The organism is Micromonospora sp. C51, assembly GCF_018070435.1.
Taxonomy (GTDB): Bacteria; Actinomycetota; Actinomycetes; order Mycobacteriales; family Micromonosporaceae; genus Micromonospora; species Micromonospora sediminimaris.
The window spans coordinates 22,632-37,738 of the sequence record NZ_JAGPXQ010000050.1 but is presented as its reverse complement, the minus strand read 5'-3'; the positions used below and the strand labels follow the sequence as shown (position 1 = coordinate 37,738).

Genomic DNA, 15,107 nt, shown 5'->3' with positions numbered 1-15,107 from the left:
ACCGTCCGACGCCACTCACGCCTCCGACAGCAATCACCGATCACCTACGAGAAGAACACCCGCCCGACGCCAGCTACGCTCGCCCCGGCCGCATAAACCCCGTGTCCAGGATCAGGGGTCAAGCCCCGCTGGCGTGCCCGTGACAGCCCGGCCAGCACTTGTGTCAACGCCGCCTCAAACGGGACCACCGTGGTCCGGCTGAAACTGGACCACCTCGGTTTTGTTGATCTTTAGTCGTTGGTCTTGGTGGCCGCGGGGACGCGGCCGAGGTCGCGGTCTTTGAGTCGGTAGCTGTCGCCCTTCATTGAGATCACCTCGGCGTGGTGAACGAGGCGGTCGATCATGGCCGCGGCGACGACGTCGTCGCCGAACACTTCGCCCCACCGGCCGAAGGGCTTGTTGCTGGTGACGATCAGCGAGGCCCGTTCGTAGCGGTTGGAGACGAGCTGGAAGAACAGGTTCGCGGCTTCGGCTTCGAAGGGGATGTAGCCGACCTCGTCGACGATCAGCAGCGGGATCCTGCCGAGCTTGACCAGTTCGTCTTGCAGCCGGCCGGCGTGGTGGGCATCAGCGAGGCGGGACACCCATTGGGCGGCGGTGGCGAACGCGACCCGGTGTCCGGCCTGACAGGCCCGGATCCCGAGGCCGATGGACAGGTGCGTTTTTCCGGTGCCGGGCGGGCCCAAGAAGACGACGTTCTCCTTCGACGCCACGAAGTCGAGGGTGCCGAGGTGGGCGATCGTCTCCCGCTTCAGGGACCGTTGGTGGTCGAAGTCGAACTCTTCCAGGCTCTTGCGGGCCGGGAACCTCGCAGCCCGGATACGGCCCTCACCGCCGTGGGCTTCCCGGGCGGCGACTTCGCGTTGCAGGCAGGCGGCGAGGAACTCCTCATGCGTCCAGGACTCCGCCCGGGCCCGCTCCGCCAGGCGTTCGACCGACGCGGCCAGGGAGGGCGCCTTCAGGGCACGGGTGAGGAACGCGATCTCGGATGCGACGTTGCGGTTGGTCTTGGTGGCCATCACGCAGCCACCTCTATGTCGAGGCCGAACATGCGGTCGTAATCGGCCAGTCGGCGGTGCTCCACCTCGGTCGTGACTGCCGGCGCTGATGCCTGCCGGGCCGCTGTCCGCAGATCGGCGGCGGCCCGGCGGTGAGCCAGGTCGGTGATGCTCTGGTGCTTAGCCCAGCATCGGTCATGCCGGGCGACGAGGCGGTCCTCGCAGAACACCTGCACCCGGTCGGCGTCGGCGACGACGTCCACTCGTCGGCCCACCGCCGCCGGGTGCACCGAGTAGTCGTTGCTGTCCAACCGGACGTAATGATCCCTAGGCAACCGTGTGGTCTGTCGCCAGCCGACCATCGGTGCGACCGGCGGCAGCGACAGCATCGCGGCCCGGTCGGCGTCCCACCGGTCCACGGGTCGGCAGCCCAACATGCGGTGCTGGCGGTTGTTCGCCCGCACCAACCACTCGGACAGCTGGGCGTTGAAGTCGCCGGGTGAGGCGAAGCGGCGTCCGGGCAGGAACGAGGTCTCCAGATAGCCGTTGGCCCGCTCGACCAGGCCCTTGGCCTCCGGGTCTGCTGGCCGGCACTGGATCACCTTGATGCCGAGGGTGCCGCGGAAGGCGTTCATCGCCTCGGTCAGCTGAGGCCTGCCGGCCCGCCACTGCCCGACTGCGGACTCGTTGTCCCAGACCAGGGCCTTGGGCGTCCGGTCCCACCCCGAGATCAGCGTCCAGTGCCCGCCCAGCAGGTCCGGCGACTGCCGGGACGGAATCATCACCGCCGACAGCCACCGCGAATACCCCGACACCATCACCAGCACGGGCGGCCGGCCGACCTGCCCGAAGCCCAACGACACGTCCGCCGGTGGGAACCACAGATCGCACTGCGCCAGCTCACCGGGCAGATACTCCGTCCGCTGGGCCGGATCAGGGCGACGGAACAACGGCCGCAACTGCTGCACCCGATCACAGAACACCGTCTTGCCGCGGGTCCACCCGACCCGCTCCATGATCACCGTCGTCGGCATCTCCGGGAACTCCGCCAACAACGCCCGGATCTGCGGCTCGACCGCATCCACGATCGAGCCCTTCGCCGCCCGCCGATACCGCGGCGGCTCATCACTGGCCAAGGCCTTCTTCACGGTGTTGCGAGACATCCTCAACCGCCGTGCAATGGCCTGGATCGCCATACCCTCCGACCGCCGCAGCCGCCGGATCTCCGCCCAGTCCTCCACGCTCAGCACCTCCCGATGCTTCAGGAGGTGGTCCCGATTCAGCCGGAACCACGTGGTCAGTTTTCAGGCGGAGCCGACAACTTGTCCCAAGCCGAGCTGGCCGGCGCCATCAACTCGGCGTGCTTGTTCTAGGCTCACGCATTCTAGGTATGGCAGGCAGTGATCGCTCGATCTCAGCTGCGGCAGCAGCGCATCAGCGCATGCCCGGCTGTGCGATGTCGGCTCTTTCAGGAGACGGCTTGGGCCGGCGGAGGTGAACACGCACTCCCGTGCTGTCGGGCGAGATATCAGCCAACTCGAAACCCGCCGGCGTGAGGTCCGCGGTGGCTGCCGCGAGGGCCCCCGTCGGTGGGGTTTTTTTGATGGCGACCACGATCTCATCGACGCAGTCAAGGTTGTCGTGGAATGCGCCGGAATGATGGGCTCCGACGGCCAGGATGGTTCGCGAGCCGGTGGCGTAGCAGGCTGACAGCCACGGTCGGAGATCACCGCTCAGGTCGTCGGGCAGCGTGAAGTGTTCGGGCGCGTGACCGCCGGAAACGCCCTCCTCAAGGGTCTTGTCGCTGAGCACGAGGTCTGTCCCACTTCGCAGATCCGCGGTTAGTTGCTCGTTGACAGGCTGGCTGTCCTGCGTGTCGAAGGCGTAGGTCCAGATCAGGTAGGGACGGCGGCGGCGGGTGGCGACAAGCCAGGGGCCGAGGACGGTGAGGGTCTCGTCGGGCAGCACGTTGGTCTCGACCTCAATGCCGTGGGCGGTGAGCATCGCGGCGCCGCCGTCGCCTCGGGAGGTCGGGTCGAGGACGCTGATGACGACTCTGGTGACGCCGGCGTTGATGAGTTCCTGGCGGCAGGCCGGGGTGACGCCGATGTGGTTGCAGGGTTCGAGCGTGACGACGGCGGTGCCGCCTCGCGCTGCGGCGCCCGCCGTGCTGAGCGCGTTCACTTCGGCGTGGGCTTCTCCTTTGCGCCGGTGATAGCCGGCGCCGACAACGTCACCACGGCGATCGAGGATGACGCAGCCGACGGGCGGGTTTGGGCTCGTGGTGCCCAAGCCGAACGAGGACAACGTGATCGCTTGCCGCATCGCGGTCAACTCGACGTCGGATGCCATCAGGTGACCTCCTTGAGGTCATCTAGAAAGACGCGGACCTCTGGTAGTTGCTGGTGCACGTTAACTGCGGCGCCGAGGTACGCGAGTTGATGCAGGATTCGTCGTGATCCCGCCCGACGCGCGATCGGCAAGGCGTGGTGTGCCGTCACCGCAGCCTGGTCGGGCTGGTTCGCTGCGGCATGGGCCATTGCCTTGTTCAGCAGGGCGGAGGCGAAGTCCTGGCGATGCTGCCGTGGAATCGCAGGAAGAGCTTCGTCGATGACGCCGATGGCCTCTTGTGGCCGCTGCGCCAGCCGAAGACAGGCCCCGCGGTGCACTTCGATGTAGCCGCTGGTGCAGTAGGAGCCGTGCTCGCCCTCTGGCTTTCCCGGGTGGCGGTCCGCCGCCCAGCGATGCGCGGCGTCCAGCAGGCGCAGCGCCGCGCGGTGCTCGCCTGTTGCGGCGAGGGAGTGCGCGTGCTGGACACGCAGCGCCGCCCGCATCGGTCCGGGGAGCTTCTGGTCGTAAAGCAGCGCCGCTTCGGCCTGCTCAACGGCCTGGGCGGGGTGTCCGCTGGTCAACCACTGTTGGCTGCTGCGGTAGGCAGCCCAGGCGGTCATGGTCGGGTCGGCGATCTGGCCTGCCCAGGCGAGAGCCTGTCGTGTCCGGCGGTGGCCTGCGGCGTGGTCGTCGAGGGATTGGTGCAGCCAGGCCGCGGATTCGGCGTATTGCGCGGCGAGGCGGATGACGGCGGGGCGAAGCGCCTGGGGCACCTCGTTGGGAAGGTCCTCGATCGTTGTCAGTTGTCTGGTGACGCCCATCAGCGCGTACTCGGGGCCGAACATTTTGTCGTTCTCGACCAAGAGATGCCACTGTTCACGCAACAGGTGGATGGTCTCGTCCCAGCTGCCTGGTCGTGGCTCGGGCGTCTCGTCGACGACGCCTGTTCCATCGCTTCGTCGAGGGCTGTAGAGGTCGAGATCAGCATCGGTGGCGGCGTCGAGTACCCGACGCAGCGCTGCTCGCCGCGCTTCGCTGGGCCAGCGATGCTCGCCACGCTCCAGCTTGCCGACCCAACGGAAGTCGACGTAATGGGCGGTGACGTCACGGCCCGAGCAAATGCGGTCGAGCGCCGCGTTGACCGCATCGGCCAGCTCGCTGCGGGACATGCACTGGCCAGGACGCATCGGCGAGGACAGACGACGCCGGGCCTCACTGAGCGCGGTGTTCGGCCTGATCATGGTGTCCGGATGACGAGGCACCGATTTCCCCTCTACCCAGCATGCCGACCTCCGCCGACTATGCCACCGGTTGTCTAGATCATCCAGCTCTCACGCTGTCACGCCGCGAAGCGACACGGGCCACCGCGAAGTCGGACCGCAAGTCGGTATTCCCGCACCATTCACTATGAGTGATCGTGTAAGGCGTAGCCGGTGAGGCTTTAGGCGGCAGCCGGCCGCTTCAGGCCTGCTTGCCGAGGTCAGGGAAGGCGTGCGTCGCTGTTCGGCCGGCAGCGGCAGCTCCCGTTTCTCGACGCTGGCTACAGAGGAACGTGAAGTAGCCGACGGGTCGGTAGCCGCTGGGGCTGCCTGCCCACCCATCGCAAGTCTCGTTGGAGGGACCAGTCATGGACAACCTGCTCGCCGTCAGCGGTGACCCGTTCCAGCTCGACGTGGAGATCGTCACGGAGGGTCCGGTCGCCGCGGCGTTGTTGGCGGACACGGACGACGGCTGCGACACCGTGAAGGGCAGCGACTGCTAGTCGCCGCACTTCAGTCGGTTCCGGCGGGCGGTCCCCCGTGCGCCCGCCGGAACCGGCGTCCCACGAAGGCAGGGCCTCGCAGGGAAGTGTTGACGGCAGGAAGGTGTCATGTTTCGCACTGTTGATGCCGCCACCGTCCGCATCGCAGCTCATGTGTGGCCGGATCATGGGGTGCCCTGGTCGCACCGGCACGATCCTGCCGGTGTCGAAGCCTGGCTGCGGGCGACCTGGCGTCAGGTCGGGATGGCGGAAGCGGTCTGGGTGGCGAGTCCCGGATTCGCCGACCGTGTAGAGGCGGCTCTCGCTGGCGGAAGGTTCGACGCTGGCCAAGGGTGGCGGTTGGCGTTGGCGTTGGCGCGGTACCTGGTCCGCGCTCGGCGACGGGCGACGCCCTTCGGGTTGTTCTCGGGAGTGGCGACGTTGCGTTTCGACACGGTAGCCGCGGTGGCGTCGTCAGAGCGGTCGGCGGTGCGTGTACGCCCGGACGCGGAGTGGCTGGCGTCGCTGGTCGCGCAGCTTGAGGCCGATCCGGCCGTACGCCGTGGCCTGTATGTCCAGGTGAACAACCTGGCGCGGGTGTCTGGGCTTCGGATCGTCGTGGAGTGCCGGCCCCATGCCTGCGCAGGCCCCGGGGGCGCGTTCTCGGTGAGGCGTACCGAGGCGGTGCGGCTGGCGATGTCGCTGGCCTGCGTGCCGGTGCTGTGGGCTGACCTGGTCGACAAGGTCGCCGCCAGCTACCCGGACTTCCCGCGTACGTCGGCTGAGGCGCTGGTGGTCGACCTGGTCGGCCAGGGCGTGTTGATATCTGCTCTGCGGCCGCCGTCTACCTGCGCCGACCCGATCAAGCACGTCTTGGACCAGCTTGACGCCATCCCTCATACCGACCCCGGCGGGCAGATGGTTCAGGAGCTTCGGGCGCTGCACGGTCGCCTCGGTGCCACCGCAGGCCGGGCGGCGGACGTGCGTGGGCTGGCCGCTCGGATGCGGGAGTTGGCGGTGGCTCGGCAGCCGTTGGCGGTGGATGTCCGGCTCGCGGATCAGGTTGTGGTGCCGCATCAGGTCGCCGCAGAGGTCATCGCGTCGGTGGAGGTGCTGCGTCGGTTGACGCCGCATCCGACGGGGCGGCCGGAGTGGCGCGCTTACCATGCCCGGTTTGTCGATCGGTACGGGATGGCGGCGGTGGTGCCGCTTGCCGAGGTGGTCGATCCGGTGGCCGGTCTGGGCTACCCGGAGCACTTCGGCAGCGTCGATGTCCCGGCGGTGCCGCTGTCCGGCCGGCGGGATGAGCGCTTGTTGGCGTTGGCGCAGCAGGCGGTGATCGACGGTGTCCGTGAGGTGGTCCTCGATGATGCGGCTGTGCGGGCGCTCGCCGGCCCAGACCCCGAGGGTCTTGTCAGTCCGCATGTGGATGTATCGGCGGAGGTGCGCGCGGTGTCGTTGCGCGCGTTGGAGGAGGGCCGGTTCCTGGTCGCGGTGACGGGTATGGGCCGCTCGGCGATGGCGACGGGTGGCCGTTTCCTCGACGTGCTGCCGTATGCCGAGCGTGAGTGGATGTGTCGGGAGTTCGCGCGTCTGCCGGTCGCGGTGGAAGGGGCCATGCCGGCGCAGGTGAGCTTCCCGCCGCGCAGGTTGCATGCCCAGAACGTGCTCAGGTCCCCGCAGGTCCTTCCGTGGCTGGTCGGCATGGCCGAGCACCGCCCGGTTGCCGGCGATGTGATCGGCCTCGACGACCTTGGCGTGGCTGCCGGCGGCGATCGGTTGGTTGTGGTGTCGATGTCGCGGCGTCGGGTGGTCGAGCCCACCGTGGCGCACGCCGCAGCCGTGCACACCATGCCGCTGCTCGCCCGGTTCCTCGTCGAGCTGCCGCGATCCTTGGACGCTCGGCTCACGCCGTTCGACTGGGGCGCGGCGTCCGGTCTGCCGTTTCGACCCGCCCTGCGGTACGGCCGGGTTCTCCTGTCCGCGGCGCGGTGGCGGATCGACCCGGCGCGGCTGCCCGCTCCATCCGTCAGCGACGGCGAATGGTCGGCGGCATGGGAAGCGCTGCGGGAGAGGCTGCGGCTGCCGAGGTGGGTGCAGGTCGGCAGCGGCGACCAGCGGCTGCGGCTCGACCTCGATCAGGCCATGGACCGGTCGCTGTTGCGCGCCCACCTGGACGCCAACAGCGACGCGGCGGTCACCATCGTCGAGGCGGCGGGGCTGGAGGACTTCGGATGGCTGTCCGGACGCGCGCACGAAATCGTCGTACCGGTCGCCTCCACAGCCGCTCCGGCCACAGCTCCGGCCGCGGTCGCTGGCCGAGGCTCGTGGCCGCCTCCTGTGCCGGCTGATCCGGTTGCGCCGGGAGAGAGCGGGTTGCTGTCTGGATCGCTCGCTGTCGCGCCGTCGATGATGGAGTTGGTGTTGCGGCGAGGGCTGCCCGCGCTGTTCGCTGACTGGCCCGAACCGCCGATCTGGTGGTTCATCCGCATGCGCCGCCCCTACCCGCACCTGCGGCTGCGGCTGCGGCTGCACACGGACGACTACGGTCAGGCGGCGGTCAGAGTCGGCCGGTGGGCGGTCGCGCTTCGGCAGCAAGGGCTCGCGGGTGATCTGCGCCTGGAGACCTATCGTCCCGAGACCGGCCGGTACGGCGACGGCCCAGCCATGTCTGCCGCCGAGGAGCTGTTCGCCGCGGACTCCCGCGCCGCCGTGACCCAGATGGCGACGAAGGACGAATCCCGGCACGACCCGCAGGCGCTGACCGCCGCGAGCATGATCGACCTGGCCGCCGCGATGCTCGGCAGCCGCGACGACGGGTGCGAGTGGTTTGTCGCCCGGCCGGAACACGCCGGCCGGGCGCCGATCGACCGGGGTGTCCTGCGCCAGGCGGTCACCCTCGATCCGACGTCGTTACCGAAGCCAGTTCGGCGCGCGTGGCGGGAACGTTCCCGGGCCGCCGCCCGGTATGCCGATGCGTTGTCGGCCTCCAGCGGCCCGCTGACTCCCGCTGGGGTGCTCACGTCGCTGATGCATCTGCTTTTCGTTCGCGCGCACGGCCCGGACGAGGCTGCCGAGCAGGTCACGTATCGGCTCGCCCGCCACATCGCGCTGGCGGCGGTACGTCGCCGTGATCGCACCACAGGAGCTGGCCGATGACCGTCACCCTGCGTGCCACGCCGCTGCGACGAGCGGCCGAGACGACGGCCTCGTGCATCACCGACACCCTGACCGAGCCGCCTGCCCAACCCACCGGTGTCGACTACGGGCCGCGAGGCACGCGCTGGTACAGCCAATCGCTGTCCAAAGGGGCCGCCGGCGTGGCGATCCTGCACGGGGTACGCGCGCAGACGGGGCACGGTGGATGGGAGCCGGTCCGTGCGTGGCTGCGCCGCGCGAGCGCGGAGACGCTGAACAACGGCACCGGAGCGGGTCTGTGGTTCGGTGTACCCGCTGTCACTCACGCCCTGACCACGGCCATGCCGCACGCCCGACCGGCTGCCCTGGACGCCCTGGATCACGCGGTCGCGGACCTTGCCGGGCGTCGGCTGGCCGCCGCCGAGGCGCGCCTCGGAGTCGGTGCCCGGCCCTCGCTGTCGGAGTTCGACCTCGTCCGCGGGCTGACCGGCCTGGGAGCCCACCTGCTGCGCCGTCACCCTGGCGGCGACCTGCTGCGCCGGGTACTGGCATACCTGGTGCGGCTCACCGAGCCGGTCGACGCTGACGACGAGGCAGGCCGGCTCGCGCCGGGTTGGTGGAGCGCAGACCCACCCAATGCCGAGGGCCCTGAGCGGGGCGGGCATGCCAACGTCGGCATGGCGCACGGCATCACCGGTCCCCTGGCCCTGCTGGCTCTGGCAGTGCGTCAGGACATCCGGGTGCCGGGGCAGACCGAGGCGATCAGCCGGATCTGCTCGTGGCTGGACACATGGGAGCAGGTGAGCCCATCGGGCCCGTGGTGGCCCGAAAAGATCACCGTCGCGGAGTTGCACGCCGGGCAGCCCGCGGTGAACGGGCCGGCTCGGCCGTCCTGGTGCTACGGCACCCCCGGTGTCGCCCGCGCCCAGCAGCTCGCCGGGATCGCCCTCGGCGACCCCGCCCGGCGGCAGGCGGCGGAAGACGCGCTGGCCCGTTGCCTGGCCGACCCCGTCCAGCTCAGCCGGATTATCGACCCGGCGCTGTGCCACGGCTGGGCAGGACTCGCCGCCACCCTCTGGTACGCAGCCGCCGAAGCCCGCGACACCAGCCTGCCCGCCGCCGTGCCTCACCTGATGCGCCGGCTGATCCAGCACGCCGCAAACCCCACCCCCGCGCCATCCGGCCTGATCTCAGGCCCCGCCGGCATCGCCCTCACCCTGCACACCTTCGCAACCGGCACCGACATCCACTGGTCCACGAGCCTGCTGATCAACTAGACGAGGAAAACGTCATAAACCTCGATCCCGACACCGAACCACCACCGGACACAGGGCCGCTCAGCCGGTGGCGCCAGGTGAACCTGACCTTCGCCAACTGGCGAACTGCTGAGAAGTACGCCGCGGACCGGCTCGCCCCCGCGCTCGTCGCCGCAGAGGACGACGGCGTGATCCGTGCGTTCTGGTTCGTCCGCAAGTCCGAGACGTGGCGGCTGCGGCTGCTGCCCGGCGGTCGGCTCCCCCCGGTCTACGCCCTGCTCGCCGACATCACCGCCGACGACCGAATCCGCGATGTCGCCGAGCCCTTCTACCGGGCCGAGGCGTACGCCTTCGGCGGCGACGACGCGATGACGATCGCCCACACCCTCTTCCACGCCGACAGCCGCCACATCCTCGGCCACCTCGCCGGCGGCGGCGACCACCGACGAGAGCTTGGCGTGCTGCTCGCCACCCGCCTCATGCGCGCCGCCGGCCTCGAATTCTCCGAACAGGGCGATGTCTGGCGGCATATCACCACCCGCCGGCACCAACCCCACACGCCCGAGCCGAGCCCCACGCTGATCGCCGCCGTGCAGCGTCTGGTCACCGCCAACGACGACACACCGGGCAGCCCGTTGAGCACCACTCCTTCATGGTCGAGGGCGCACGAGCAGGCAGGCAGAGACCTCAGGTTCCTCGACCGGAACGGCACGCTGACCCGCGACCTGCGCGGCGTCTTGACCCACCACGTCCTGTTCCTGTTCAACCGGCTCGGCATCTCTGCCACCGATACCTGGCTGCTGGCCACAGCCGCCGTACACGTCACATTCCACACGTCCCGCACTCCAGCCGGCGACCACTGCGCCGGGACGACCGACAGTAGGGTAAAAGCAGTGAACACCTCCCAAACCACACCTGAAACCGTCGACGCAGCGGCACTGCGCGAGCAGCTCGTCACCACCCTCAAACAGCGCGGCCACATCCGTTCCGCCTCTGTCGAGCAGGCGTTCCGGACGGTGCCCCGCGAGCAGTTCCTCCCCGGCGTCGATCTGGAAACCGTCTACACCCGCCGCCAGATCGTCACCAAACGCGACCCCCACGGCGCCGCGCTGTCGTCGGCATCAAGCCCCAGCCTCGTCGCGGACATGCTCGAACAACTCGACCCGCAACCCGGAGACCACGTCCTGGAGATCGGCGCCGCCACCGGCATCAACGCCGCCCTCCTCGCCGAGCTGACCAGCCCCGCCGGCACGATCACGACGATCGAACTCGACCAGGACCTCGCCGACGGCGCCCGCGCCGGCCTCGACCGCGCCGGCTACGACACCGTCGAGGTGATCTGCGGCGACGGAGCCTTCGGCCACCCCGCGTCCGCCCCGTACGACCGGGCCATCATCACCGCCGGAGCATGGGACATCCAGGCAGCCTGGTGGGACCAACTCGCCGACCACGGCCGCATCGTCGTCCCACTGCGCGTGCACGAGAGCGGCCTGACCCGGTGCTTCGCCTTCGACCGCACCGGCCCCACCACCCTGGTCAGCGCCACGACACCGCTGGTCTGCGGATTCGTACCCATGCGCGGTACGGCCGAGCACGCCGACCAGCACGTCCGCTTGGACTGCGATGTGGTCCTCAAACTCGACGCCGCCGACCAACCCGACCGCACCGCCCTCGCCCGCGCCCTCCACCACCCCCGGTACGAACGCTGGACCGGCATCCAGGTCACCGACGACGACCCCATCGGCCACCTCGACCTGTGGCTCCTCATGAACGCCAGCAAGCCGTTCGGCCGTCTCCGCGCAGGCGACACCGCCCGCACCAGCGCACTGGTCACCCCCGCCTACCGATGGGCCGGAGCCGCCATCTACCACGGCGGCACCATCGCCTACCTCGCCTTCCAAGACACCGGCGACGGCCAGCACGAACTCGGCGCCATCGCCAACGGACCCGAGGCCGACAAGCTCGCCGCGGAACTGACCGACCTGCTCGACCAGTGGGACGAGACAGGCCGCCCCAACACGCCCACCGTCACCGCCCACCGCGCCGGAACCCGACCGGCCCAGACCGGCGACATCAGCCGACCCGACACGGTCCTCACCATCTCCTTCTGACCACACGGCACCGGGCGGAACCCCGCCCCGGCGTCCCGATGCGAGCACGGCCGGCCTGGCATGCACCACGGCAGGCAAGCGCACCCCTCGCGCCCACGGCACGGCCTTCCGCAGCAGATGAGGACACCATGCCCGTCGTCCCTACCATCGCCGCCCGATTTCCCCTCGTCGCCCGCAAACGCCCGCCAGCCACACCGCTCGACGCACGGGTAACGCGACTCGCCGGGCTCGCCGAGACCGCACACCGCGAACACGACCCGGAGAAGGCGTCCATGGTGTTCAACGGAGCCGCTCTCGTCGCCTCCGACTGCGCAGACTCAGAACTCGCCGAACTCTGGTGCCACCGTCACGCGTACCTCTACCTCAGCCGCGCCCCTCTCAACGGGTACACCGCCCGATTCGCTCTCGAACCCGTCGTCAATCTCGCCCGCCTCCGCATCCGCGCCGGCGACGGCGAAAGCGCTCACCACCTGCTCACCGACCTCTACCAGGCGGTCGTCGACAGCGACCCCATCGTCATCAGCGGGTTGGAGATACATCCCCGGCAGCTCCCTGCGGAGGCCGAAGAACGCGAACAGATCACCCACTGGCTCCGCAACGTTCTACTCTCCGACGGAACCCGCGCACTCACCGTCACCGGCCGATGGACCGACGCCATGACGCACGTCCAACGTTACGACGGAATCGGGGACACTCTCCGCGACGGACGGCAGGTCGCCGTCGTGGCCCACCTCATCCACGGCAACACCCCCGCAGCTACCGCCATCCTCAACCGCACCACGATCGAGCACCCGTGGGAGGAACTGCTACGCGATCTCCTACACATCTGGTGCGCAGCCGCCGCCGGCGATCGAAGCCGAGCCGACCGAGAACTGATCGACCGAGCCTCAACCATGGCGCCAGGCTCCGGACTTTCGGTATTTCGCACCCGCCTCGTCCTCACCGCCCTCGACCTTTCCACAACCGTTGCAGCCGACCTGATCGATCGTCTGGCCGCAGAGGTAATCCAGCAGCAGGACGCCAACGCAGCGCGCGATCTCCTCAACCACTCAGCCACCGGTCCCGAACACCACGGCCCGCTACAGCAAATGATCAACGCAAGCGGCCTCGGCCTTGGACACCTTCCGGAACCGGCCCACCGCACTCTCTCGTCAGCACTCGACTTGGCCGCAACCGTGTTACGCAACAGCCAAACCAACCGTTGAAACCCGCTTCCGAGAAGACCGCGAGCCCGCCGAGCAACGCGCTCGCATCCTCGCCGAGCTGTGACCGGCCGCGATCCGGTCAGCCAGACCACAAGCCGGCCTGGCTGACCATAAGCCGCCCTGATCGGGGTTCCGAGGGCATGGGACCCACAGCGGGTGTGTGAAGGACGGACCAGTCCTCCATGACACCTTTCTGCGCCGGACGCCCGCGCTACGGTCGGTGTCGGCTCGAAGATCAGAGTGTAGCCATGAGGGACTTTTCAAGATACCCTCCTGAGTCCTGAGTGGTCATTGACGGCCGCCATCCCACAATGGCCGGTCGGGGACAAGTGCATGCGCAACGACGGGGGAAGGTAGTGACCGAGGATCAGGCGTTACGGAGCTTTGACGGCGGCAAAGCAACTGTCGCTCGGATCTATGACTACCTTCTCGGTGGCAGCCAGAATTTCGAGGCAGACCGTACGGCTGCGGAACAGATTCTCCAGGCGGTGCCGGAGTCGAGGGCCATGGCCCGCTCCAACCGGCTGTTCATGCAGCGGGCGGTTGAGACGTTGACCGAGCGAGGCATTCGGCAGTTCCTCGATCTTGGCAGTGGTATCCCCACCCAGGGCAACGTGCATGAGATTGCCCAAGCAGCCGACCCGCAGGCCCGGGTGCTTTATGTCGATATCGACCCGGTCGCGGTCGTCGCCTCAAACCGGATCCTCGCGGGGAACCCAACCTGTCGTGCGATCGAGGGTGACTTCACCCAGCCCGAGCTGATCCTCGACGCGCTCTCCGGTGGTGACCTCGCCACCGTGATCGACCTTGGCCAGCCAACCGCGTTGCTGTACTGCTCCGTGCTACAAACCGTTCCCCAAGACCAGATCGACGCCGTCGTCGCGCCGATACGCGATCAGCTCGCCGCCGGCAGCGCGTTAGTGATCTCCCACGTCAGCGCCACCTTGGCGGACAGGTACAACGCGTCGACCGTCTCCGCCGGCAAGGACGTTTTCCGCCGCAAGGCCGGCACCGAGGTCACCCTGCGTACCGACGCGCAGATCACCGACCTGTTCGGCGATTTCACCATGATCGAGCCGGGATTGGTCCCGCTCAACCAATGGCGACCCCAGCTCAGTGAACCTGATCCGTACGCCGACAGGCCTGTGCCCTCACCCATGCGAGGAGCAGTAGCACTTCGGCAGTGAGGTGCTGAAGTGCCGGGACGCCCGCTTGGCCTCAGTCCAGTAGGGCTGTCACCCACCGGTATGGGTGGCACTCGATGTACTCGGCGTCCGCGCGCCACGCGTCGCCGTGCCCGGTACGCCAGTGGTCAGCCAGGTTCCACTGCCAGCGCCGCCTGATCCCGCAGGAAGCCGCGCACCGCCCGGGCCCTTGGCAATCGGCAGGCGCATCAGAGGGCAGTGCAGGGGGCCGAGAGGGCTGCGCCACCGACCGCATGACTACCGCAGCAACAGGATTCGGCCAACCTGTAACCGCAGGCCAGGCTGCTATGCTCGGCACCACTTCGGCCACACGTCCGCTAAGCAGCGTGATGTGTGGATGGGGTTGTTGGTTGAAACGGCGGCCGGGGTGTTGCCGCCTCGTTCCACACGAACGAGGTTCTCCGGCCGCCACCCGCTCACCTACCGACGCAGGCAGGGCCGAATGGAGATCCGCGACATCGGCGGCCAGCCGCATACGGACATCGCCGGTGCCGCCCAGTTGACTGGACGGTCCGAACAGACGGTACGGCTCAAGACCTCCCCGAAGCAGCGTGCGCAGGGATCCGGCTGGCCCGCAGCGACGATCCAGGACCGCAAAGCCTGGTTTCCGCTCGACGCACTGCAGACCGTTCGAGACGTCGTCCTGCCGCGGATTGTTGAAGCCTCTCGCGCGCGGGTTCACCACGTCGATCTCGATGGAGACCCCGACGAGCTTCTCTCCGCCTCCGAATTCCGCAGCCTTCTCGACATCTCCCAAGGCGGATGGGATAAGTACGTCGGCCTCAGTAAAGTGGCGTGGGACCGAGGCGAGGACGGCTATCTTCCACGGCCCGACGACGAGCAGCCAGCGCCGGCACAAGGCGTCGTCCGCTACTGGCGACGCCAACGCATACAGGACTGGATCAATGCCCGCACCGGAAAGGTGCTCGATCCCCGGCCGGCCGCCGGATCGCCGCCCAAGACCTGAGATTCAGAGCGCCCAGCTTGCCGAGCAGGCGCGCGTCGTTCATTGCCGCGACTACGCTTTCCGACCTGACGGGCTCGATGTGTGCCGGTGTGCGCCTTCGAGCGCCTGGGCAGACACGGCCGAACCCACCACCCGTTGGCCGCGCCTGGGGCGGG

General features: G+C 68.7%; 11 protein-coding genes. 7 read left to right on the top strand and 4 right to left on the bottom strand.

All coding sequences use genetic code 11. The features are described 5' to 3' along the window. Nucleotides 1–230 precede the first annotated feature (230 nt). From istB to KBX50_RS29095, 4 genes are all read right to left on the bottom strand, one after another. On the bottom strand, nt 231–1,019 hold the full coding sequence (gene istB / locus KBX50_RS29110) for an IS21-like element helper ATPase IstB (protein WP_210941063.1): 789 nt from the start codon (nt 1,017–1,019) through the stop codon (nt 231–233). After that, nucleotides 1,019–2,248 (bottom strand): IS21 family transposase, encoded by a 1,230-nt coding sequence (istA, locus tag KBX50_RS29105; protein WP_210941062.1) that lies wholly within the window; start codon nt 2,246–2,248, stop codon nt 1,019–1,021. Before istA ends, istB begins: the two co-directional genes overlap by 1 nt. A gap of 184 nt (nt 2,249–2,432) precedes the next feature. Beyond that, nucleotides 2,433–3,350, bottom strand: coding sequence for a bifunctional diaminohydroxyphosphoribosylaminopyrimidine deaminase/5-amino-6-(5-phosphoribosylamino)uracil reductase RibD (ribD, locus tag KBX50_RS29100; protein ID WP_210822064.1), 918 nt, complete (start codon nt 3,348–3,350; stop codon nt 2,433–2,435). Next, the gene (locus tag KBX50_RS29095) at nt 3,350–4,570 is read right to left on the bottom strand and encodes a hypothetical protein (protein WP_210941061.1); all 1,221 of its coding nucleotides are present in this window, start codon (nt 4,568–4,570) and stop codon (nt 3,350–3,352) included. Before KBX50_RS29095 ends, ribD begins: the two co-directional genes overlap by 1 nt. Before the next feature lie 386 nt (nt 4,571–4,956). Here KBX50_RS29095 and KBX50_RS29090 point away from each other — a divergent pair, with 386 nt between their 5' ends. The 7 genes from KBX50_RS29090 (at nt 4,957) to KBX50_RS29060 (ending at nt 14,952) form a co-directional block, all read left to right on the top strand. Continuing rightward, complete coding sequence (locus KBX50_RS29090; protein ID WP_210822068.1) at nt 4,957–5,091, top strand: FxLD family lanthipeptide; 135 nt, start codon at nt 4,957–4,959, stop codon at nt 5,089–5,091. A gap of 108 nt (nt 5,092–5,199) precedes the next feature. Further along, nucleotides 5,200–8,229 (top strand): lantibiotic dehydratase, encoded by a 3,030-nt coding sequence (locus tag KBX50_RS29085; protein WP_210941060.1) that lies wholly within the window; start codon nt 5,200–5,202, stop codon nt 8,227–8,229. After that, a complete protein-coding gene (locus KBX50_RS29080) occupies nt 8,226–9,485 on the top strand; it encodes a lanthionine synthetase C family protein (protein WP_210941059.1) in 1,260 nt (419 codons plus the stop codon). The genes KBX50_RS29085 and KBX50_RS29080 overlap by 4 nt, the downstream gene beginning before the upstream one ends. 77 nt (nt 9,486–9,562) lie before the next feature. Then, nucleotides 9,563–11,575, top strand: a complete 2,013-nt coding sequence (fxlM, locus tag KBX50_RS29075) for a methyltransferase, FxLD system (RefSeq protein WP_307871103.1) — start codon at nt 9,563–9,565, stop codon at nt 11,573–11,575. A gap of 272 nt (nt 11,576–11,847) precedes the next feature. Continuing rightward, nucleotides 11,848–12,780, top strand: a complete 933-nt coding sequence (locus KBX50_RS29070) for a hypothetical protein (RefSeq protein ID WP_247674633.1) — start codon at nt 11,848–11,850, stop codon at nt 12,778–12,780. Nucleotides 12,781–13,136: 356 nt separating this feature from the next. Continuing rightward, nucleotides 13,137–13,967: an SAM-dependent methyltransferase gene (locus KBX50_RS29065; protein ID WP_307871102.1), complete on the top strand. Its 831-nt coding sequence runs from the start codon at nt 13,137–13,139 to the stop codon at nt 13,965–13,967. A 460-nt stretch (nt 13,968–14,427) separates the two neighbouring features. Next, nucleotides 14,428–14,952: a hypothetical protein gene (locus KBX50_RS29060; RefSeq protein WP_210941058.1), complete on the top strand. Its 525-nt coding sequence runs from the start codon at nt 14,428–14,430 to the stop codon at nt 14,950–14,952. Nucleotides 14,953–15,107: the final 155 nt, after the last annotated feature.

Coding starts and splice junctions, on each gene's coding strand:
- KBX50_RS29085 (WP_210941060.1), top strand. CDS start 5,200: ATGTTTCGCACTGTTGATGCCGCCACCGTCCGCATCGCAGCTCATGTG.
- KBX50_RS29070 (WP_247674633.1), top strand. CDS start 11,848: ATGGTGTTCAACGGAGCCGCTCTCGTCGCCTCCGACTGCGCAGACTCA.
- KBX50_RS29060 (WP_210941058.1), top strand. CDS start 14,428: ATGGAGATCCGCGACATCGGCGGCCAGCCGCATACGGACATCGCCGGT.
- istB (WP_210941063.1), bottom strand. CDS start 1,019: ATGGCCACCAAGACCAACCGCAACGTCGCATCCGAGATCGCGTTCCTC.
- KBX50_RS29080 (WP_210941059.1), top strand. CDS start 8,226: ATGACCGTCACCCTGCGTGCCACGCCGCTGCGACGAGCGGCCGAGACG.
- ribD (WP_210822064.1), bottom strand. CDS start 3,350: ATGGCATCCGACGTCGAGTTGACCGCGATGCGGCAAGCGATCACGTTG.
- KBX50_RS29090 (WP_210822068.1), top strand. CDS start 4,957: ATGGACAACCTGCTCGCCGTCAGCGGTGACCCGTTCCAGCTCGACGTG.
- KBX50_RS29095 (WP_210941061.1), bottom strand. CDS start 4,570: ATGATCAGGCCGAACACCGCGCTCAGTGAGGCCCGGCGTCGTCTGTCC.